This is a genomic window from Kangiella geojedonensis, assembly GCF_000981765.1.
Classification (GTDB): Bacteria; Pseudomonadota; Gammaproteobacteria; order Enterobacterales; family Kangiellaceae; genus Kangiella; species Kangiella geojedonensis.
In genome coordinates this window covers 2,439,794-2,460,694 of record NZ_CP010975.1, presented here as the reverse complement: position 1 = coordinate 2,460,694, position 20,901 = coordinate 2,439,794, and the positions used below count along the sequence as shown (strand labels likewise).

Here is a 20,901-nt window from a genome sequence, read left to right as displayed (position 1 = left end):
GCCAAGATTTGTTGATGCTGACTTTGGTAGCAAAATATGGAATCGATTAAAGGATTAATCATGAATAAAAAGGATCTTACCTCGCAAGAGATGCGCGCTTGGTTAGCGCTATCCCACGTCAATATCAGTGTTCAGAAGCTTCAGTATTTTTTTGAACATTACTCGTCAATCACTGATTTGTTCGAGTTATCGGATAAACAGCTACAGTCATTAGGTTTCCGTCAGGGTCTCAAAGAAAAGCTGGAATCAATTACGGACAGTCAAGTTGATGAAGATATTGCTTGGTTTGATAGTGATAACAAACATCTAATACCCTTTACCAGTGATGATTATCCCCCGCTGTTACAACAAATAGACTCGGCACCAAAGTTGTTGTTTGTGCAGGGCCATAAAGAACTTCTAAAGCAACATCAAATTGCTATCGTGGGTAGTCGAAATCCAACACCTCAAGGAAAAGAAAACTCGATTGAATTTGCACGAACGCTGGGCAAATCTGGAGCCGTGATTACCAGTGGTTTAGCCTTGGGCGTCGATGGATTTGCCCATCAGGCAGTGTTAGACAAAGGACTACCAACTATTGCGGTGGCGGGCACAGGACTAGATCGCGTCTACCCTGCACGGCATAAAGCGTTGGCTCAACAGATCGTTGAGCATGGCGCTTTAGTGTCTGAGTTTGCGTTAGGCACTGGAGTAAGAGCGACGCACTTTCCTGCCAGAAATCGCATTATCTCAGGTATGAGTTTGGGGACTTTAGTGGTCGAAGCTGCGGTTAAAAGCGGCTCCCTAATTACTGCGCGCTTAGCGATGGAGCAAGGGCGTGAAGTGTTCGCCATACCGGGTTCGATTCACAACCCCTTAGCACGCGGTTGCCATGCCTTAATTAAGCAGGGAGTGAAGTTGGTCGAAACGGCTGAGGAGATTATTGAAGAGCTGGGCGCCTTGGTGTCTTGGCAGCATGAACAATTATTTAGCAATGCTGAAAACACTAAAAAAGAGCCTGAGCCTTTTGAATTAGACCAAGAATATCAAGAGCTTATTGAGCAGATTGATTACGATACAACCTCGATGGATACCATTATTGAGCGCACAGGACTTGAAATAGATGTGGTCAGCCATATGTTATTGCTGTTAGAATTAAATGACCATATTGTGAGTGTGGCTGGCGGATACCAACGCCGCTCAAGCTAGAGAATACAGTCCCTATCGCGACAAATTCTTTAAGCAACACTTAGCAAGTGGCATCGTGACTTTAACGGCAAATCAAAGCCTAAACCAAGAGAGTCCAATGAAAGAAGACGTACTTGACGTACTACTTTATATCTTTGAAAACTTCCAAGACGAAGAAAGCAATCACATTCTTGCTAATGACACCCTAGTCGAAGCTTTAGAAGACGTTGGTTTTACCGACGGCGAAATTAAAGGCGCTATCGACTGGTTAGATGGTCTGGTATTAGCAACTTCTGAAAGCTTTAAGCCGACGCCGGAAGCGAACCAGTCGATTCGATTATTTTCTCCAGAAGAGCAGCTGATTTTAACCCCAGCCGTTCAAGGTGCCGTAATGTACTTTGAACAAAGTGGCATCTTAGATGCTCATGCTCGTGAGATGGTGATTGATCGCATGACTGCTTTGGGGCCGCAAGAAGATGAAGAGGTTGCTTTGGAGCGTCTGCGCTGGGTGGTGATGATGGTGTTGTTCAATATGCAAGACCGTGATGCCGAGTTTGCTTGGGTAGAAAGCTTAGAAAGTGGTTCTTGCGCTCATTAGCAATGATCGAGGCGTTTGTGCCTTGATATAACTAGAGCATAGGTTCCACGCCACAACGGCAATAAGCCGTATAGTACAAATCCTCGCAGCTGAAGTTGCATTAACGCTTTTCTTTTTTTAATTAACTTACCAAGTTAACCCTCTTTACCTACATTTACAACCCGATAACGATATTTTCCAGTGAGATAGCGTACAATCTGCATCACAAGTGGAAGTTAAATTAATCATTAAACTGAAAGCGCGATGCTGAGTATTTCTGTGGGATCACTAAGCCTACCTTTAGATAGACTGTTACTACTGTTAAGTATTGCACTAGCGATATTCGTTGGGAATATTCTTGGGCGCAACAATAAGCAGTCGGCCGATGGAAAGATAGCGACATTGTTCATCCTATCCATGCTGGTTGCTCGGTTGGTATTTGTGGTTCAATATTGGGCCGAATATCAGGGAGACTGGTTAGCGATTATTGATATTCGTGATGCTGGGTTCAATATTTGGGCGGGTGTACTAACAGCGTTAACGTTGACCGCCTATTTCTGTTTCCGATTTAAAAAGTTAAGGAAGTCATTACTAATAGGGCTTGGTGCTGGAGTATTCTTTTGGCTCTTAACCGCTACAACGCTATGGTTGATTGAGGATACATCACAAAAGCTACCGACTGTTGTGGTGAATCATCTTAGTGGAGAATCGGTGCCTTTGGATAATATTGAGTCCGGTAAACCGAGGGTTATAAACTTATGGGCAACCTGGTGTCCGCCCTGCCGACGTGAAATGCCAGTGTTGCAGCAAGCCCAACAAGACCATCCGAACCTAGGCTTTATATTTGTTAATCAAGGTGAGCATGAGGCAGTGATTGAACAATACATAGCCAAAGAATCGTTGCTACTGAAGAATGTTGTGGCGGACGGAAAAGCGGTGTTGGGGCAACTGGTCGGTAGCCGAGCTTTGCCAACAACGTTATTCATAGCTGCTGATGGACGAATTGTGGACGCGCATTTAGGAGAGTTATCTAGCGCCAAATTAAAATCAAAACTCAATAGGCTTTCTACCGAGAGCCATGAGGTGTTAAGCGAGGAAAAGAAATAATGAAGAAGCTAATTTCGTTAACAATGATCATTATATTGTCGTTAGTGGCGTGTGGTGATGAGCAACCTAAAGACTCGCAGGCTAGTAAGAAGTTGGAGCAAAACCAAGAGCAAGGCGCGTTGGAAAGAGCGAAACAATATCCCGCGCCAATTGAAAGTATTATCGATCAAGGTGTTGAGATTATTGATACCTTTGAAGCGCCAGGCGGCATGATGGGCTACGCAGGGATGATGCGCGGCCAACCTTTAGCAATTTATGTAACCCAAGATAAACAGCATGCTGTGGTTGGAACCCTGATCGATAGCGATGGTGTCAATCTTACAGTCGATGTCATGGACCAGCTGGTAGAAGGGCCACGCATGGAGCGCGTGTGGAAAGAGTTGGAAAACAGCGCCTGGGTCGCAGATGGTAGCGATGATGCGCCAGTGATCATTTATACCTTTACCGACACTAACTGCCCTTATTGCCATAAATTCCGTGAAGCCGCGGAGCCTTGGATCAAGGCAGGAAAAGTACAATTAAGGCATGTATTGGTTGCGATTTTACGAAAAAGTAGTATGGCAAAAGGTGCCACGATTCTAGGAAGCAAAGACCCTGAAGCCATGATGCAAAAGCACCATGAGTCGTTTAGCCAAGGTGGCGTCGAAGTCAATCAAGACGCAGTTGAAAAGGGGCAAGTCAGGATCCAGCTCAATACCAACATGATGCAACGTCTTGGCTTTGGCGCAACGCCAACGTCATTCTACAAGAATAAAGAAGGTAAGCTGAAAAGTGTTCAGGGTATGCCACAAGGTGACATGCTAGAAGAAATGATGGGTAGCCCGAAGCCAGAGTAAAGACAAGATAGTGAGTAGGCTGGGTCGCTTTGTAATCAGCCCAACCTACTGCTATTAAGTTAACTATTCGATACTATCGCTGCCCTTCTTCTGTCGGTTGCGACCATTGTTTTTTGATCACATCAAGGCCTTCAATGGGTTCAAAAACAATACCGCCGCCATCGCCACCTTCATCTCCAGGCTCAACAAATTTGACTTCGTGATGGTGCGTTAATGGTGGAATGGTATAACACTTATCCATCTTAAAGCTCACACCTTGGCTAGTGTGGTAATAACCAGGACCTACCATGTTGGTATAGGTATAAGGCGCATAAGCATTAACACGAACTTGACCAGAGCCAGGTACTGAATAGCCACCAAAGCCACCGCCGCCGCCAGCGAAAGTGTTAGCGTAATTGTGCGTTGCGTGGAAAGTCTTATAGACCTCTGGATCCGCGACGCCACCGGGAACGCTACCTGTAAAATTAGCCAAAATTTGTGATTCAGACCAGTTTACATCGGCAATCTCAACGATGGTTCCTTTATGACACCAAGGTACCGCTTGAGCGACACCTGACAACATTGCCATACCAACGGATAATGCGAGTAGTTTTTTATTAATCATAGACTGTATTCCTTTATTAAGTGTTGTTATTGCCAAAGCGAACCGGGGCATAATAACGAAGAGTTTGTAGCCACAAGCTCGCTTTAAGCGTTAAAAATGTTGCTGAGATGAACCTTGTTCATAGCAGCAATGTAGTTAAAACTTTAGGCCAAGCTACTGAGGGAGACGAGTGAATTCACGGGCAAAACAGGGAAAATAAAAGAAAAAGAAAAAACCCCAATTTTACCCAGGCTAACCTATTAATTAATAATGATTTATTGACGGTGTGGCTGTGGGCTCAGTTGATGATGCATGGATTAAGTCGGCTAACTGACGTTAACTAAGGCCTTGAACAAGTGTTAGTTAACGCCGTTCTGGAGAGATTTTCTTGATGGCTTTAGCGAAAGTGCGATGCTGAATAGGATCAACGGGTTTATGCACAACCTTATTGCTAGCTGGATAATAAGTTAAGCAGTTGTCATCTTTCCAGTTAATTTGTGGTCTGATGGGTCTTGGCACAAAGCCGCCACCACAGTTCGGGCAGACATTAAACAAAATGTTTTTGACGCAATCACAGCAAAAAGTGCATTCAAAAGTACAAATCATCGCTACCGTGGAGTCGGGAGGGAGTTGTTTATTGCAGTTCTCACAAGTGGGGTGTAATTCAAGCATAGGAGTTAACGCTAAGTTACCTCGGTGGCAAGAAGCTCATCATTGATCGATGGTTGAGGGTTTACAAAGGTAAGTTTCACCCGTTCGGACATGAGCATATAAGGAATCCAGATGACTGCGCCAATGACAGAGCGTGAAACTTGTTTGATGGTTTCTTCATCAAATATCGGGACGTCTGGCATAACAAAGTTAACCGCCCATGCATCAGCCAACAAAAACACTGGATAAAAGGCGGCAAGTGCAATATAGAGCTTGGGGAATAACCTATTCTTACTATAAAACAGGTACATTAAGTAAAACGAAGCGACTATTATTATGCAGTTTATGGCTATCTCAATATAAATCAGAGTTTCGAAGTTTGGTATGTACATGGTGTATGCTGGATTCGTCAGCATGTCGAAAGAGCCATCTTGGAAAATCGGAATATAGAGCGAGTAAAGTTGATAGCTAGTGATAAATGGTGAAATAGTAATACCGATACCAACCAGTATTAGCCACCCTCCTAAGCCTTTTAAGTGGTTGGAATCATTATCAAAGGCGTCAAGTTTAGTGTCCAATGTAGGTCCTTTTTTGTATGTTTTTTTGAAAATGTAGCACGAATTAAGGGTGATAGCACAAAAGATCAGTAAAATAATGGTTAGAACCTACACAAGACCATGCTAAGTCGGTAAAATTCGCCATAACGTCGTGAATCATTTGTTTTGCGACTTACCGGAAGACTTATTGAACGCTGAGCGACACTCCAGCGTAATCTAATACACAGTTTATTAACGAGTCGCATCATTTGGCCTACGTAAACGATTTTCAGATCAAACGTGCCGTCAACCTTATGGAACAAGACGGTGTCATCGCCTATCCGACAGAAGCCGTATTTGGCTTGGGCTGTCTCCCCTTTTCTGTTGAAGCCATTGAGCGAATCCTTGCCATTAAAAAGCGACCTTGGCACAAAGGTTTAATCCTCGTGGCGAGTGATATTGCACAAATCGAGCCTTTTGTTGATGAAAACTTTCATGACTTGTTAGTGTGCTTCGATGAGGTGCCTTTTTTTGAAGAGAGTGGTCCGAGCGAACCGGATCAACCTGTGACTTGGCTATTACCCAAGAGCGAATTGGTGCTACCGCTGGTGTGTGGCGAACATTCTAAAATTGCCATCCGTTTAAGCAAGCATCCAGTAGTAAAGGCTTTATGCGATGAAGCGCAATCAGTGATCGTTTCAACCAGTGCTAACCGCGCAGGCAATCCTGAGATGAAGCGCACCGAAGAGGTACGTAATCAGATGTGGAATCAATTGGATACGGTGGTATCGGGCGCGGTAGGTGGTTATGATCGGCCTTCCAAAATTATTGATGCACAAACACAACAAGTGCTAAGAGCTTAAGCGCCGACTTAAGTTCTAGGTTCACACTCAAGCAAAATAAGAGGCGGTATGCAAACCATTGATATTGAAGCAGTTAAATCCTACCTGCTAGAACTTCAAGAAAACATTTGCCGCGAGTTGGCCAAGGAAGATGGCGAGAAAGATTTTATCAAGGACGAGTGGGAGCGCGCCCAAGGCGGCGGTGGCTTAACACGTGTGATGGAAAATGGCGCTGTGATTGAAAAAGGCGGCGTCAATTACTCGTATGTTGAAGGCACCAACATGCCTGCTTCTGCAACCGCGCACCGCCCAGAGCTTGCGGGCCGTGGCTTTAAAGCCATGGGCGTCTCGCTAGTGATTCATCCGAAGAACCCGCATGCCCCAACCTCACACATGAATGTACGCTTTTTTATTGCGGAGAAAGAAGGTGCTGAGCCTATTTGGTGGTTTGGCGGTGGTTTTGATTTAACGCCCTATTACGCGAATAAAGAGGATTGTCAATTTTGGCACCAAGTGGCGAAAGACGCGTGCAATCCTTTTGGTGAAGAGTGTTACCCCAAGTATAAGAAATGGTGTGATGATTATTTTTATATCAAACACCGTGATGAACACCGTGGGATTGGCGGCCTGTTTTTTGATGACGTCAATACTGAGAGTACAAGTTGGAATTTTGAACAATGCTTCGCTTTTATGCGCTCCGTGGGCGATCATTTTATTAAGGCGTACCAGCCGATTTTGAATAAACGCAAAGACTTACCTTATACTGAGCAAGAGCGAGATTTCCAACTGTATCGCCGTGGGCGTTATGTAGAGTTTAATTTAGTATGGGATCGAGGGACTTTGTTTGGTTTACAAACCGGTGGGCGCACAGAGTCGATATTGATGTCGCTACCAAGCGCGGTAAGCTGGCGTTATAACTGGCAACCTGAAGCGAATAGCCGTGAAGCCGAGTTAACCGATTATTATTTAAAGCCGAAAGACTGGCTAAGTGTTTGAATTTAAAGATAAGGTCGAATTATGAATAGTGGTTTTTTCCCCAGCCGTCGTTTACGTCGCGTTCGTGCGCAGGCGTTTAGTCGTGATTTGGTCCGTGAGTCGAGCTTATCAGCGAAAGACTTTATTTATCCTGTTTTTGTGCTCGAAGGCGACAATAAAAAAGAAGCAGTAGCATCTATGCCAGGCGTAGAGCGCAAAACGTTAGACTTACTGCTGGAAGAATGTGCTGAAATTGTTGAACTGGGTATCCCTGCTATCGCCCTATTTCCAGTGATTGGCGAAGACAAAAAGTCGTTAGAGGCGGAAGAAGCTTATAACCCAGAAGGTTTGGTGCCAACGGCGGTCAAAGCGATTAAGGCAAAGTTCCCGCAGCTCGGCATTATGACTGACGTGGCGCTGGATCCTTACACCTCACACGGGCAAGACGGCATCATTGATGATCAAGGTTATATCTTAAACGACATCACCAAAGAAGTGTTGGTCAAGCAGGCTTTGTGTCACGCACAAGCGGGTGCGGACATGGTAGCACCATCGGATATGATGGACGGTCGCATCGGCGCCATTCGTGAAGCATTAGAAGCGAGCGATTTTGTGAACACTTTAATCATGTCGTATGCCGCCAAATACGCATCAAGCTTCTATGGGCCTTTCCGAGATGCGGTCGGTTCGGCGGTCGCATTAGGGAAAGCCGATAAGAAGACGTATCAAATGGATCCAGGCAATACGGACGAAGCGCTACATGAAATTGCTTTAGATATCGAAGAAGGCGCGGACATGGTGATGGTTAAACCCGGTCAACCTTACTTGGACATTGTCCGCCGTGTGAAAGACGAATTTAAAATGCCCACATTCGCTTATCAGGTCAGCGGCGAGTATGCCATGATCAAAGCCGCCGCACAGAACGGCTGGCTCGACGAAAAAGCGATTGTACTGGAGTCATTATTGGGCTTTAAGCGCGCTGGGTGCGATGGTATTTTGACCTATTTTGCCAAGGATGCATCGCGTTATTTAAGCGACGCTCACTAAGCGCAGCAGGCCAACCACTTTTGACCGTCATTCTAAACGCGATCATTCCAGTCGCCCTTGTGGTGTTGATTGGAGTGGTGTTAATTAAATGGCGTTTGGTGCGTACAGAGTTTTTTGAAGACTTATCCAAGGTCGTTTTTAAAGCTTTTGTTCCCGTCTTTTTATTCGTTAATGTTTATGAGACGGGTTTAGAAGATATCGGCACCACGCTATTCGCCTACTTTACCCCTGTCCTAATTATCTTCGTGATTTTAGCCTTGAGCATGAGTCATCGTATCGCCCTGACTTCCACCTTCTCAAATAACGTTTTGGTGGGTATTCCAGTGATTTTGTCAGTGACTGGACAGAAAGGCCTGGTCATTAGTCTCGCAGTCATATCCGGCCACAGCCTGATCTTATTTAGCAGCTTCTTTCTATTTTCCACACGCGTTAACGTTACGCCATCTAAGTTTAAAGCCGCCTTAGGTATTTTCAGTAATCCAGTGATTCTGGGCGTAGTACTTGGCCTATTGTTCAACGTCTTTGAAATTCCAATCCCTAAGCAACTGTTTGCGCCGCTAGAGATGGTGTCGGACGCGGCATTGCCATTGGCCCTGATTATTTTGGGCAGTTCACTGGCTAGCCTGGGAACTATAAGCCGTTCAGTAATAACGAAAACCCTGTTTGTTACAGCTATTAAGCTTCTACTTTTGCCCGCGGCGGTATTCAGTTTTGGCTACTGGGTTATGGAGCTTGGACCCACGCACTTATTGTCACTGACTATTCTTGCGGCCTGTCCTACTGGGATTAGCGTGATGCCATTTGTCGAGGCTGTGGAGAATGATCGAAAAGTTGCTCATAACACCATAGCGGTAACGACTTTGTTGTCGGTGGTGACGATTCCGACTACGATATGGTTAGTACAAACCCTACACTAGGCCGATCGGGTGATATGTTCATTGCCCAGTTCGGGGTATCCTAAAGTCGATATATAGAGGTATATCATGAAGTTATTCAAAGTAGCTATTGCAGCCGCCGTTACGTTATTAATGGTGGCAAGCTGTAAGACCACCGATCTTAACCGTGTATTAGAAGGTATTAGTGGCAACCAGCAATTATCGGAACAAACGGTGGTTGCAGGGTTAAAGCAAGCCTTAGAAGTTGGTACGAAAAACAGTGTGTCGAGTACTAACCGACCGGGAGGTTTTAGTAATAATTCCTTGATTAAGATTGTGGTGCCTGATCAATTGGATAGCGCCGCCAGCACACTGCGCAAGGTTGGGCTAGGCAGCTACGTTGATAACTTCGAAAAGCAGATGAATCGTGCAGCGGAAAAAGCATCTGGGGAGGCCAAAGATGTATTTATTGGCGCCATTAGCTCCATGTCGATAGCTGATGCTTGGGGCATATTACGGGGTGGAGATAATGCGGCAACGGACTATTTTCGAGATAAAACGCAAACGAATTTAGAACGACGTTTTCAGCCTATTATCACCAGCAGTATGCAGAAAGTCGGTTTTTATAAAGACTATAAGCAGTTATTAGGGGCTTACGAAAAGCTACCCTTTTCGGATAAGCCAAACATGAACATAGAAGATTATGTCATGCAAGAAACCTTGGATGGTTTGTTTACCTTGGTAGCGCAAGAAGAAAAGAAGATTCGTGACAACCCTGTTGCAAGAACCACAGAATTATTGCAGAAAGTCTTTTCTCAACAATAATTGCAAAGCCAGAAAGGTAACTGGTCTGGCCTTTTATGCCCAAATAAGGTATTTATAGAGCTTTATTGAGTAGACTGGGTATCTTGTTTGGGTTGTGTCACAAAAGAAATTAGTTTTAAAGCTGAGGACGGTTTTGAGCTAAATGGTGTTGTGTTTTCAGCAATTGAAAATGCTAAACACTTTGAACACGTCATTATCATTGGCTCTGCATTCGGAGTTCCCTACCAATACTATAAACATATTGCTGGTTTTTTAGCTGAGCAAGGTATGACAGTGTTGGCTTTTGACTACCGAGGAATAAGTCATTCAAAACATGGCAATATGGCGACTGACCAGATTTTGATGCAACACTGGGGCCAATTAGATGTAGAGGCCGCGATTCAATTCGTACAAGCAGAGTATCAGCCTCAAAAACTGTCGTACCTGGGACATAGTGCGGGTGGGCAAATTATTGGGCTAGCGCCTTCTAGTAGCCACTTTGAGAAAATCATCATTGCAGCCAGTGGGCTCGGCTCTTGGCGATTATGGCCAGGGTTACAAAAATACGCACTAGCAGCAATCTGGTATTTGGTATTCCCAGTAGTTATGGCGTTTCAATTCGGAGATTTTTTCAAATCGCGCTTTCTTGGGCCAATTCCTGTTCCTAAAACAGCTGTTAAACAGTGGTTGAGATGGGCTCGCTCAAAAGACTACTTATTCACCCCCGAACACGGCCTCGAGTTATCGGGCTATGCACGTATCCGTAGCGATATCTTAGGAATAACCATCACTGATGATTGGTATGCACCGAAAGAGGCGCGTGATGGCCTGATAAAGCACTATCCTAATGCCACCAAAACGGTAATGAACATTTCACCGAAGTCGTTAGAACGAAAGCGTATAGGGCACTTTGGATTGTTCAAGAAAAAGCAGGAAATCAAGGACGGAATATGGCAACCTATAGTTACTTTTTTGAATGATTAGGAAGAGTTAAATGTCGGAGCGCGAACAGAGAACGTCTGAAGCCATCGAAACGTGGAACTTCGTTTTCCCAAACCAAAGTAACCCCTACGGTAATATGTTCGGTGGTGAATTGCTGGCGATTATGGACTCAACGGCTGCTTTAGCGGCTATTAGATATTCTGGAAAAACAGTCTCTACGGCCTCGGTAGAACGTGTAATTTTCAAGCGACCAATATTTGTTGGAGATCGTATTAAAACCGTGGCGAAAGTAGTCTTGGTTGGGAGTTCTTCAATGATGGTACGTACGGATGTTTTTGTGGATAAAGGTGGCGATGAGGGCGATGTTTTAAGTACCACAGCACACTTTACATTAGTGGCCTTTGACGAAGACCGTAATCCCGTGGCGGTGCCGGAGCTGATTATTGAAACGGATAAAGAACGCAAGCATTTTGAGTTAGCAGAACAAATTAAATCGCATGTTGGGCGTCGAGAAGGCCGCATCAAGCATGTGGTAGAAAAGTGGAAGTAATTTAATTTATAAGTGATAGAGCAAGAATGAGGTTGCTAGCTAAAAAAGCTAGCAACTTGGTGTTTTTTATCGCGTTTCAGGGGCTGACATGCTACTGCCTTGTAATCTTTGAACCTCTTCTTTGTCGCGTTGCTGTTTAGTAGCGTATTCTTCTTTAGTCCAGCATTGAAGCTTTTTGAAGTTAGAGCCGACCTGATGGGTCTTCTGACAAATATATTGCGGCTTTCCATCTTCATCCTTTGCAATTTTCTTAGACTCTTCTGAAGTATTTGCCACAGTATGGGAGCTAGTTGAAGCGCAGCCAATAAATGCGAAAGCAAGCCCTGTAATTATCAATGGTTTAAGCATAGTTAAGTCCTTTCTTATATAAGTGAATATCGACCGTAGCAAAAAAGATGAGCGGAAATAAAGTCCAACTATGTAACAAAATATAACAATTAGGGGGTTATTGAAATATATGAGAGGTGTGTCACAAAATATATCTTGGTTTTTTGTTGCTAGCACAAATGGTTGCATAGAATACCTCGATCACCTCTTGGGCAGAGGTGTTTCGAGATATCATTTAGCGTGGGCTAACTCGCTGGATGAACCTGAATAAGGCTGCCTAAGCAGCCTTGCGTTAGGACCAACTAGCCTTTTGACTGGCGTCGTTGTGTGGGGTGGCGACGTTTTTGCTTTAGCGGAATCGATGGCTTGAGGTCTGCTAAATATTCAGGTTTGATCTCAAGCTTTGGCAACTCATGACCCACATATTCTTCAATAGCGGTAAGGTTCATAGCGAAGTCTTCCCCTGCAAAACTAACCGCATCCCCCTCGGCTCCGGCACGTGCCGTTCGCCCAATTCGATGCACATAATCTTCAGCATCATCAGGCAAGTGGTAATTGAAGACATGAGTGACGTCATCAATATGCAATCCGCGAGCGGCTACGTCAGTACAAACTAGAACATTAACAGCATTATTTTTGAGGTCATCCAATAGTTTGAGACGTTTCTTTTGATGAACATCGCCAGTTAATAAACCTGCTTCAATATCATTCCCGCGCAGGCAAGCCCAAACATGCTCTGCCGCACGTTTAGTATTGGTGAATACGATGCTCCGAGGTGGCGTTAAGCGTTGCATTAAGCCAACCAATAACGGTAGCGCTTCTTCGCGACTCGGATAAAATAACGCTTCACGGATTTTCTTTGCCGTGACTTGTTCCGCGGCCACTTGCACATGCTCAGGGTTATGCATATGCTCATAGGCTAACTCTTGAACACGGTGCGATAAGGTGGCTGAGAATAGCATGTTCATGCGGTCATTGGGCGGAGGCATACGACGGAATATGTAGCGGATGTCTTTGATAAAACCTAAATCAAACATACGGTCAGCTTCGTCTAAAACGACGCTATCGATGGCTTCTAGACCATAAGCACCCTGCTTTAAATAGTCGATCAAGCGGCCGGTGGTGCCAATCAGAATATCGACGCCCTTTTCCAATTGAAGACGTTGTTTTTCATGATCCTCGCCCCCATATACCACTCGAATCTTAAATTTTGCATGCTTGCCAAGTTTCAGAGCGTCTTTAGCAATTTGAACCGCTAACTCACGAGTTGGCGCCATGATGATAGAGCGAGGCTCGTTAGCACGGCGGCCATCAATTTCAGGCAGGGTTAACATATCATTCATGACCCCAAGCAGAAATGCGATAGTTTTTCCAGTACCTGTTTGTGCTTGGCCAGCAACATTTTGTCCTTTAAGTAATAAAGGCAATGTTTTAGCCTGAATAGGCGTGCAGTATTGGAAACCAAGGTCATTAATCGCCGAAAGTAACTTCGGATGCAGACCTAAATCGCTAAAGCGAACGTCGGATAAATGTGATTTGTCCATCTATTATAACTTTTTACCATTGGATGCTTGCAAAATTGCAAGTCATTGTATCAAATAGAGCCATTGTGCGTCTGATAGCTACCAAGCGCAAGTGAATTAGTAGGAGAAAACCGAATGAGCGACAAAATTGTATACATCAGCGATGCTACTTTTGAAGAAGAAGTATTAAATTCAGATAGCCCAGTATTGGTCGACTATTGGGCAGAATGGTGTGGTCCTTGTAAAATGATCGCGCCAATTCTAGATGAAATTGCTGAATCGTATGAAGGCAAAGTAAAAATTGCTAAGTTAAACATCGATGAGAATAACGAAACGCCACCAAAGTATGGTATTCGTGGTATTCCAACATTAATGCTATTTAAAGGCGGCAATGTTGAAGCGACTAAAGTGGGCGCTGTGTCAAAGTCACAACTGATGGCTTTTATCGACAGCAACATCTAAGCTGATCACGATAGTCGATTAAGAAAAGAGGCTTCGGCCTCTTTTTTGTTACCTCAATTATTGTTAATAACGTCAATAATTGTAACCCCCTGGCTATTTGTTGAGCTAAAAAACTAGACACCTCTAAAATCTAGTGCTACATTTAACCTTGCTGAACACAGCGTCCAAAAAAAGCCTGCGGGCAAACTCCGTTTCTATTCCAAAACACTAATTTCACGGGAACACTAAGCATTGTCTATCAATGCGTCAAAAGACAATCATTCAACATTATGAATCTTACAGAATTAAAGCAGAAATCCGCTCAAGAACTGTCTGAGATGGCTAAAGCTGTCGGTCTCGAGCACATGGCGCGTATGCGCAAACAGGACATCATCTTTGGACTACTTAAGAATCACGCCAAAAGTGGCGAAGATATCTTTGGTGGTGGAGTTTTAGAAATCTTACCGGATGGTTTTGGATTTTTACGCTCAGCAGAAGGCTCTTATTTAGCAGGCCCAGACGATATTTACGTCTCGCCAAGCCAAATCCGTCGTTTTAATTTACGAACGGGTGATACCATTTTTGGCAAAATACGCCCACCTAAAGATCAGGAACGCTATTTTGCCTTACTAAAAGTCGCAGAAATTAACTACGACAGCCCAGAAAACTCCCGCCGCAAACTCTTATTTGAAAACCTAACACCACTACATCCAGACGATCGCATGCGTATGGAACGTGGTAACGGCTCGACGGAAGATATTACTGCGCGTGTTATTGATTTAGCTGCGCCAATCGGTAAAGGTCAGCGTGCGTTAATCGTGTCGCCACCGAAAGCTGGTAAAACCATGATGTTGCAGAACATCGCTCAGTCGATTACCTATAATCACCCAGAGTGTATGTTGATTGTACTTCTGATTGACGAACGTCCAGAAGAAGTGACAGAAATGCAACGCTCGGTAAAAGGTGAAGTGGTTGCTTCAACCTTTGATGAACCAGCCGCGCGTCACGTACAAGTCGCTGAGATGGTTATCGAAAAAGCCAAGCGTTTAGTTGAGCACAAAAAAGACGTTATTATTCTGCTCGACTCAATCACACGTTTAGCGCGTGCCTACAACACCGTTGTACCATCGTCGGGTAAAGTATTAACCGGTGGTGTCGATGCCAACGCACTACAACGTCCAAAACGTTTCTTCGGTGCAGCACGTAATATCGAAGAAGGTGGCAGCTTAACCATTATCGCTACTGCCCTAGTCGACACCGGCTCAAAGATGGACGAAGTGATTTACGAAGAATTTAAAGGTACAGGTAACATGGAACTTCACCTATCTCGTAAAATTGCCGAGAAGCGCGTCTTCCCAGCGATTGACTTCAACCGTTCAGGTTCACGCAAAGAAGACCTGTTAACGTCTCAAGAAGAACTTCAGAAGATGTGGATTTTACGCAAAATCCTACATCCAATGGACGAGTTAGACGCGATTGAATTCTTGATCGACAAGATGGCGATGACGAAAACAAATGACGAGTTCTTCACCTCAATGAAAAAGTAACCTAGAAAGCGTCTTTTTAGGTTTTTGCTTTGTTAGTCTCTTGCTCGCTCGGTTACGTATTATTATACGTAACCTCGCTGTGCGAGAGACTGCCTCTTAAAACCCATTTCTGGGACTATCTTTAAAGAAGGAGCTAAGTATTAATTTTAAGGAAAAAGTTAATCAGAACCTTCAGTTTAAGAAGATTCATCTAATTCCTGCCTTCGTTTCTGGTTTTATATTAGGTACTTTCGGTGCAGGGTTGATCTTAGGATTCTTCCTGTTGATGACTACATGGAGAGTGGATTCTTTTTTAGCCCCTTTTCTAGCTGCGATGTATGGTGTTACTTTTGCTCCGTATGCATTTGTATTATATCTTCCTGCAATTTCTTTATTAATATACTTTAAAAAAGTAAATGTGCTGTCCTTGATTATGGCTGGGCTATTTATAGCTGCTGTGTTGTTAATCTATCCTGGGAATGTATTAACTTCTAACTTATTGGGGATTTTGGTTTATGGAGTTGGTGGAGTGATTGGAGGTTTTATTTCCTATCATTGGTTTGAAATATTTTCAAAAAAAGAAAATGAAATTAACGCATGCGAATGACCCCGTAAAAGTTAGCTGAGTGATACAAAATTATAGGGTAAATTGGGCATGGATAGCCCAATTTAGCAAAGACGAAACAGGAAGTTTCGTTTTGCGGCGCGGTAATAATTTTGAATCATGAAGGTAGTTCGAAGAACCTAACTTTTGGGGCGAGTTTTTTGGTTCGTTTTTTGCTCGTCAAAAAATGAACGTTAGAAATACTGTCGTTATAATAGAGTCAGCAAGAAAGTCCTACATTCGATATAGAAATCTAAACCAATCTGCTAAAATACCCCAAATACCAAACAACTCCCAATCCCATGCAATACAAAGATCTACGTGATTTTATCGAAAAACTCGAATCGATGGGCGAGCTGAAGCGCGTGTCGATGGAGGTTGATCCCAATCTTGAGATGACGGAGATTTGTGATCGGACTTTGCAGGCTGGCGGGCCGGCGATTCTTTTTGAAAATGTTAAGGGCCATTCAGTACCTGTGCTGGGCAATTTGTTCGGTACCACGCGTCGTGTGGCGTTAGCGATGGGTAAAGAAGATTTAACAGGGTTGCGTGAATTGGGCGAGTTATTGGCATTTTTAAAAGAGCCAACACCGCCATCTGGCTTTCGGGATGCTTGGCAACAGTTGCCAGTATTCAAAAAAGTCATGAACATGTCGCCCAAAGAAGTAAAAAAAGCTCCTTGTCAAGAAATTGTGATAGAGGGCAACGCAGTCGATCTAACCAGTATTCCTGTGCAAACCTGTTGGCCTGGTGATGCTGCACCTTTGATGACGTGGGGTTTGACGGTTACCAAAGGTCCGAACAAGAAGCGTCAGAACTTGGGTATTTACCGTCAACAGGTCATTGGTAAAAATAAACTGATCATGCGTTGGTTAGCACATCGTGGCGGCGCGTTAGACTTTAAAGATTGGTGTGAAAAGCATCCAGGAGAGCGTTTCCCGGTGTCTGTGGCGTTTGGCGCTGATCCGGCAACGATTCTTGGGGCGGTAACGCCAGTTCCCGATACCTTGAGCGAATACGCCTTTGCGGGTTTATTGCGTGGGCAGAAAACCGAAGTGGTGAAGTCTATCGGCAATGATTTACAAGTGCCCTCTTCGGCTGAGTTTGTGCTGGAGGGATATATTGAGCCAGGCGAGATGGCGGATGAAGGACCTTATGGCGATCACACGGGCTATTACAACGAAGTGGATAGCTTTCCTGTGTTTACCGTCGAGCGCATGACTCAGCGTACCAATCCCATCTATCATTCGACTTATACAGGTCGTCCGCCGGACGAGCCTGCGATCTTGGGAGAAGCTTTAAATGAAGTCTTCGTCCCAATATTGCAAAAGCAATTCCCAGAAATTACTGACTTTTACCTACCACCTGAAGGCTGCTCGTATCGTTTAGCCGTTGTTTCGATGAAGAAGCAATACCCAGGCCACGCCAAGCGGGTGATGATGGGGGTGTGGTCTTTCTTGCGCCAATTTATGTACACCAAGTTTGTGATAGTGGTTGATGACGACATTAATACGCGGGATTGGAAAGATGTGATTTGGGCAATCACCACACGAGTCGATCCGACACGTGACTGCACCTTGGTGGACAACACGCCGATTGACTACCTCGACTTTGCGTCACCCGTGTCTGGGCTTGGCTCAAAGCTGGGTATTGATGCGACTAATAAGTGGCCAGGCGAAACTGACCGTGAGTGGGGAGAACCTATTGTCATGGACCAAGCAGTAAAGGATAAAGTCGATACCATGTGGGACGAGTTAGGACTCGAACCTACTGATAACCAAGAATAATTGAGGCTGTATGACCGAACAGACTGAAGCGCGATTTGTTGAATGCCAAGTATCATTAGTGCGTCGCATGGGGCGTGATGTGTACTGGGTAGAGCTGGAGCCGACAGAGGGGAAGTTGCCGTTTTATCAAGCGGGACAGTACCTGATGTTGGAGCTGGAAGATGGGTCTTTACGTCCCTTTTCAATTGCTAGTTCTCCACTACAAGATGTATTGGAATTACACATTCGCCGTCTACCAGGTCACGATGAAGCGGACAAAATTGTTAGCCAATTGAAGCATCGTAATAAAGTGCGAGTACAAATGCCGCAAGGTGAGTGTTTACTCACCGAGAGTGAGCGCCCAGCGGTGTTTATTGCGGGGGGCACAGGCTTTGCACCTTTCCATTCGATAATCAAAACAGCGTTACGAGAAGGAAATCCTCGCGAGTTAATTTTATACTGGGGAGCTCAAACTTCGCCAGATTTGTATCTTCATCGGGAGCCACTTGAGTGGGCAGAAAAGCATACTAATTTTTCTTATGTCCCCGTCTTGTCTGGGCTTGATGAAGAGTGGCAAGGTCGCAAAGGTTTTGTCCACCACGCCTTTATGCTGGATTATGACAACATCACTAACATGGATATTTACGTCGGTGGTTCAGAACCGATGGTGATGTCGGTGTATCAAGACTTGCTTGATCGGGGGGTATCGAAAGAATCCATTCACTCGGATATTCTGGATATTAAACGTCAAATGGGCTTACTAGATTAGTAGGTTGAATTAGCTTAAGCCCGTTTAAAGATTAGAGACGTATTAATTCCACCGAAAGCAAAGTTGTTACTCATAATATATTGATGATCCATATGACGATCAGTCTCAACAATATAATCCAGTTCAGCACAGTCAGGATCGATATTACTCAGATTAACGGTAGGTGCGTACCAATTATTGCGCATCATTTCGATAGAGAGCCAAGCTTCTATCGCGCCACAAGCCCCCAAGGTATGCCCAAAATAACTTTTAAGCGAGCTGATTGGAATATCTCGCTTAAAGACATCTCGAGTAGCATTGGTTTCAGCAACATCGCCTCTGTCCGTGGCAGTACCATGAGCATTAACGTAGCCAATATCCTCTGAACTTAACTGTGCATCTTTCAAGGCTAGCTGCATAGCAACTGACATGGTGTCTTTTTGCGGTTGAGTGACATGAGCACCATCAGAGTTACAACCAAAGCCAACGACTTCTGCCAAAATCGTAGCGCCACGAGCTTTAGCATGCTCGTACTCTTCAAGGATTAAGGTACCAGCCCCCTCTCCTACTACTAAGCCATCGCGATCTTTATCGAAAGGCCGTGGCGTTGATTCTGGTGCATGATTGTTTACCGAAGTCGCAAATAAAGAGTCGAAGACGGCGCCCTGGGTAATACACAGCTCTTCAGCGCCACCAGCAATCATGATTTTTTGCTGGCCGTATTTAATGGCTTCATAGGCATATCCGATGCCTTGGCTACCGGAAGTACAAGCACTACTGGTCGGAATAATACGCCCCTTTGTAGCAAAAAAGACACCCATGTTGACTGGAGCTGTGTGACTCATCATTTCGACATAAGAAGTCGAGGTGAATCCAGTCATAGGGCCGCCTTTGATCAGATCACCAAATACAGGGATAGTCCGCGTACTACCTGAAGATGAGCCATAGGCAATACCTGTGTCGCCGTTGGTCAGAGAGGAATGTTCTAAGAGTCCAGCCTGCTCGAGTGCTTTTTGGGTAGCGCAGGTAGCCAGGCGTGATACACGCCCCATGCTTCGAATTTTCTTTCGTGGAAGCTTAGGGAAATCGTAGTCGACAGGAGCTGCAAGACTGGTGCGTAAACCTTCACACTGTTCCCACTCGGGCATAAATCGGACTGCGTTTTTTCCTTGCTTTAATTGATTTGAAACGGATGTCCAGTTATCACCAAAGGCAGTAATACCAGACATGCCGGTCACAACCACTCGATTCATTACGCCATACCTCCATTCACTGAAATCACCTGGCGTGTCAGATAGCCTGCGGTATCAGAGAATAAATAACTCACAAGCCCTGCAATTTCCTCAGGTTTACCCATGCGGCGAGCAGGTATAACCTTCATTGCCTCTTGGGTAATTTCTTCATCAATCATATCCGTCTCAATTAAACCCGGAGCAACACAATTAACGGTGATTTTGCGACGAGCTAATTCTACCGCTAATGCCTTAGTCGCACCGATTAGCCCTGCTTTCGAGGCGCTATAATTGACTTGGCCACGATTCCCCAAAACGCCGGATACGGAGGACATGGCGACTATTCGTCCACCTTGCTTTTTGCGCACCATCGGCATGACTAAAGGCTGAACCACGTTATAGAAGCCATCAAGATTAGTGTGGATGACATCGTCCCAATCACTATCGGTCAGTGCTGGGAAAGCGCCATCTCGGGTAATTCCGGCATTGCATACGACGCCATAAAAGGCGCCGTGGGTTTCTACGTCTGCTTCTAATACTTGGTGTGTTTGCTCTCGGTTAGCGATATCGAATTGTATATAGTGAGCAGAGCCACCATTGGCTTGGATTTCAGCGACAGTTGCTTGTGCCTGTTCAACTCCGGAACGGCAGTGTACTGTGACTTCAAAACCATCGTTGGCTAATTGTAAGGCGATGCTCTTGCCGATACCACGGCTGGAGCCAGTTACTAATACGCGTCTGCTCATAATCAAATATCTAGTTAGTTAAAAGTTGGTTTTCATCATTGGTTTCAAAAACACTGAGTTTTGCCTCAGCGATGATCTCGTCTTGGCAGGATACTGAACATTGGAATGCGCCGAGCCCGGAGTCATCCATAAAAAGCTCTTCGACGTTAACTTGATATGTATGGCCAGCTTTCAGAAAAGGGCTGTGAAGTTGCATTTTTCGGGTGCCTAATAAAAAGCCTAATTTAACAGCTTCATTACTCAAACGAGATCTGACCCCTGCTAAAGCTGCGATGGCCTGAGCCATATACTCTATAGCAAAGAAGCTCTCCACGCCTTGATGCTCTGCATCAAAGAAACGCGAATCTGAGCTGATATCGACTTCAGCGCGAAGGCTTTGCTGGTGAAAGTCAGCAATACGAGTGATCAATATCATGGGCTCGGAGTGCGGTAGCAACTCCGAGATTGGCATTGATACGAGGCGATTCTTTATATCTGTGTTTATAGTAGTTTGCAT

24 protein-coding genes are annotated in these 20,901 nt (G+C 44.7%); 16 read left to right on the top strand and 8 right to left on the bottom strand.

Annotated features, from left to right (window positions below):
* Positions 1 to 60: 60 nt before the first annotated feature.
* From dprA to dsbG, 4 genes are all read left to right on the top strand, one after another.
* A complete protein-coding gene (gene dprA / locus TQ33_RS11385; protein ID WP_046562493.1) occupies positions 61 to 1,188 on the top strand; it encodes a DNA-processing protein DprA in 1,128 nt (375 codons plus the stop codon).
* A 97-nt stretch (positions 1,189 to 1,285) separates the two neighbouring features.
* A complete protein-coding gene (locus TQ33_RS11380; RefSeq protein WP_046562147.1) occupies positions 1,286 to 1,765 on the top strand; it encodes a DUF494 family protein in 480 nt (159 codons plus the stop codon).
* Between the two features lie 243 nt (positions 1,766 to 2,008).
* Entirely contained in the window at positions 2,009 to 2,851 is an 843-nt protein-coding gene (locus TQ33_RS11375) for a TlpA family protein disulfide reductase (protein ID WP_046562146.1), read from the top strand.
* Entirely contained in the window at positions 2,851 to 3,687 is an 837-nt protein-coding gene (dsbG, locus tag TQ33_RS11370; RefSeq protein WP_052735299.1) for a thiol:disulfide interchange protein DsbG, read from the top strand. The genes TQ33_RS11375 and dsbG overlap by 1 nt, the downstream gene beginning before the upstream one ends.
* 73 nt (positions 3,688 to 3,760) lie before the next feature.
* On the opposite strand, the gene TQ33_RS11365 is transcribed toward dsbG, so the two are convergent.
* The 3 genes from TQ33_RS11365 to TQ33_RS11360 all read right to left on the bottom strand — a co-directional run bounded on the left by TQ33_RS11365 (position 3,761) and on the right by TQ33_RS11360 (position 5,499).
* Positions 3,761 to 4,291 carry a hypothetical protein gene (locus TQ33_RS11365; protein WP_046562145.1) on the bottom strand — a complete coding sequence of 177 codons (531 nt, stop codon included), beginning with the start codon at positions 4,289 to 4,291 and terminating at the stop codon, positions 3,761 to 3,763.
* A gap of 342 nt (positions 4,292 to 4,633) precedes the next feature.
* The gene (locus TQ33_RS11790; RefSeq protein WP_071841123.1) at positions 4,634 to 4,942 is read right to left on the bottom strand and encodes a DUF1272 domain-containing protein; all 309 of its coding nucleotides are present in this window, start codon (positions 4,940 to 4,942) and stop codon (positions 4,634 to 4,636) included.
* Between the two features lie 11 nt (positions 4,943 to 4,953).
* Positions 4,954 to 5,499, bottom strand: a complete 546-nt coding sequence (locus TQ33_RS11360; RefSeq protein WP_046562144.1) for a DUF2569 domain-containing protein — start codon at positions 5,497 to 5,499, stop codon at positions 4,954 to 4,956.
* A gap of 227 nt (positions 5,500 to 5,726) precedes the next feature.
* Between TQ33_RS11360 and TQ33_RS11355 the strand changes: the two genes are divergently transcribed.
* From TQ33_RS11355 to TQ33_RS11325, 7 genes are all read left to right on the top strand, one after another.
* Positions 5,727 to 6,320 (top strand): L-threonylcarbamoyladenylate synthase, encoded by a 594-nt coding sequence (locus tag TQ33_RS11355; RefSeq protein ID WP_052735298.1) that lies wholly within the window; start codon positions 5,727 to 5,729, stop codon positions 6,318 to 6,320.
* 48 nt (positions 6,321 to 6,368) lie between these two features.
* Complete coding sequence (gene hemF / locus TQ33_RS11350; protein ID WP_046562142.1) at positions 6,369 to 7,295, top strand: oxygen-dependent coproporphyrinogen oxidase; 927 nt, start codon at positions 6,369 to 6,371, stop codon at positions 7,293 to 7,295.
* A 21-nt stretch (positions 7,296 to 7,316) separates the two neighbouring features.
* Positions 7,317 to 8,321, top strand: coding sequence for a porphobilinogen synthase (gene hemB, locus TQ33_RS11345; protein WP_046562141.1), 1,005 nt, complete (start codon positions 7,317 to 7,319; stop codon positions 8,319 to 8,321).
* A 20-nt stretch (positions 8,322 to 8,341) separates the two neighbouring features.
* Positions 8,342 to 9,238 (top strand): AEC family transporter, encoded by an 897-nt coding sequence (locus tag TQ33_RS11340; protein ID WP_046562140.1) that lies wholly within the window; start codon positions 8,342 to 8,344, stop codon positions 9,236 to 9,238.
* A gap of 66 nt (positions 9,239 to 9,304) precedes the next feature.
* Complete coding sequence (locus TQ33_RS11335) at positions 9,305 to 10,021, top strand: DUF4197 domain-containing protein (RefSeq protein ID WP_046562139.1); 717 nt, start codon at positions 9,305 to 9,307, stop codon at positions 10,019 to 10,021.
* 87 nt (positions 10,022 to 10,108) lie between these two features.
* The gene (locus TQ33_RS11330) at positions 10,109 to 10,984 is read left to right on the top strand and encodes an alpha/beta hydrolase family protein (protein ID WP_046562138.1); all 876 of its coding nucleotides are present in this window, start codon (positions 10,109 to 10,111) and stop codon (positions 10,982 to 10,984) included.
* 10 nt (positions 10,985 to 10,994) lie between these two features.
* Positions 10,995 to 11,492, top strand: a complete 498-nt coding sequence (locus TQ33_RS11325) for an acyl-CoA thioesterase (RefSeq protein WP_046562137.1) — start codon at positions 10,995 to 10,997, stop codon at positions 11,490 to 11,492.
* A gap of 66 nt (positions 11,493 to 11,558) precedes the next feature.
* On the opposite strand, the gene TQ33_RS11320 is transcribed toward TQ33_RS11325, so the two are convergent.
* The gene (locus TQ33_RS11320) at positions 11,559 to 11,840 is read right to left on the bottom strand and encodes a hypothetical protein (protein WP_046562136.1); all 282 of its coding nucleotides are present in this window, start codon (positions 11,838 to 11,840) and stop codon (positions 11,559 to 11,561) included.
* 281 nt (positions 11,841 to 12,121) lie between these two features.
* Positions 12,122 to 13,363 carry an ATP-dependent RNA helicase RhlB gene (gene rhlB / locus TQ33_RS11315; protein ID WP_046562135.1) on the bottom strand — a complete coding sequence of 414 codons (1,242 nt, stop codon included), beginning with the start codon at positions 13,361 to 13,363 and terminating at the stop codon, positions 12,122 to 12,124.
* A gap of 114 nt (positions 13,364 to 13,477) precedes the next feature.
* On the opposite strand from rhlB, the gene trxA reads away from it, so the two are divergent.
* The 5 genes from trxA to TQ33_RS11290 all read left to right on the top strand — a co-directional run bounded on the left by trxA (position 13,478) and on the right by TQ33_RS11290 (position 18,448).
* On the top strand, positions 13,478 to 13,804 hold the full coding sequence (gene trxA, locus TQ33_RS11310) for a thioredoxin TrxA (protein WP_046562134.1): 327 nt from the start codon (positions 13,478 to 13,480) through the stop codon (positions 13,802 to 13,804).
* 269 nt (positions 13,805 to 14,073) lie between these two features.
* Positions 14,074 to 15,330 carry a transcription termination factor Rho gene (gene rho / locus TQ33_RS11305; protein ID WP_046562133.1) on the top strand — a complete coding sequence of 419 codons (1,257 nt, stop codon included), beginning with the start codon at positions 14,074 to 14,076 and terminating at the stop codon, positions 15,328 to 15,330.
* A 265-nt stretch (positions 15,331 to 15,595) separates the two neighbouring features.
* Entirely contained in the window at positions 15,596 to 15,916 is a 321-nt protein-coding gene (locus tag TQ33_RS11300) for a hypothetical protein (protein ID WP_144405981.1), read from the top strand.
* Positions 15,917 to 16,215: 299 nt separating this feature from the next.
* Positions 16,216 to 17,700, top strand: coding sequence for a 4-hydroxy-3-polyprenylbenzoate decarboxylase (gene ubiD, locus TQ33_RS11295; protein WP_046562131.1), 1,485 nt, complete (start codon positions 16,216 to 16,218; stop codon positions 17,698 to 17,700).
* A gap of 10 nt (positions 17,701 to 17,710) precedes the next feature.
* A complete protein-coding gene (locus TQ33_RS11290) occupies positions 17,711 to 18,448 on the top strand; it encodes an NAD(P)H-flavin reductase (RefSeq protein WP_144405980.1) in 738 nt (245 codons plus the stop codon).
* Between the two features lie 14 nt (positions 18,449 to 18,462).
* On the opposite strand, the gene TQ33_RS11285 is transcribed toward TQ33_RS11290, so the two are convergent.
* Genes TQ33_RS11285 through TQ33_RS11275 form a run of 3 tightly spaced genes read right to left on the bottom strand, consistent with a single transcriptional unit; the run spans position 18,463 to position 20,856 of the window.
* A complete protein-coding gene (locus tag TQ33_RS11285) occupies positions 18,463 to 19,680 on the bottom strand; it encodes a beta-ketoacyl-ACP synthase (protein ID WP_046562130.1) in 1,218 nt (405 codons plus the stop codon).
* Complete coding sequence (locus tag TQ33_RS11280; RefSeq protein ID WP_046562129.1) at positions 19,680 to 20,405, bottom strand: 3-ketoacyl-ACP reductase FabG2; 726 nt, start codon at positions 20,403 to 20,405, stop codon at positions 19,680 to 19,682. Before TQ33_RS11280 ends, TQ33_RS11285 begins: the two co-directional genes overlap by 1 nt.
* 10 nt (positions 20,406 to 20,415) lie before the next feature.
* Positions 20,416 to 20,856 carry a hotdog family protein gene (locus TQ33_RS11275; protein ID WP_228640180.1) on the bottom strand — a complete coding sequence of 147 codons (441 nt, stop codon included), beginning with the start codon at positions 20,854 to 20,856 and terminating at the stop codon, positions 20,416 to 20,418.
* Positions 20,857 to 20,901: the final 45 nt, after the last annotated feature.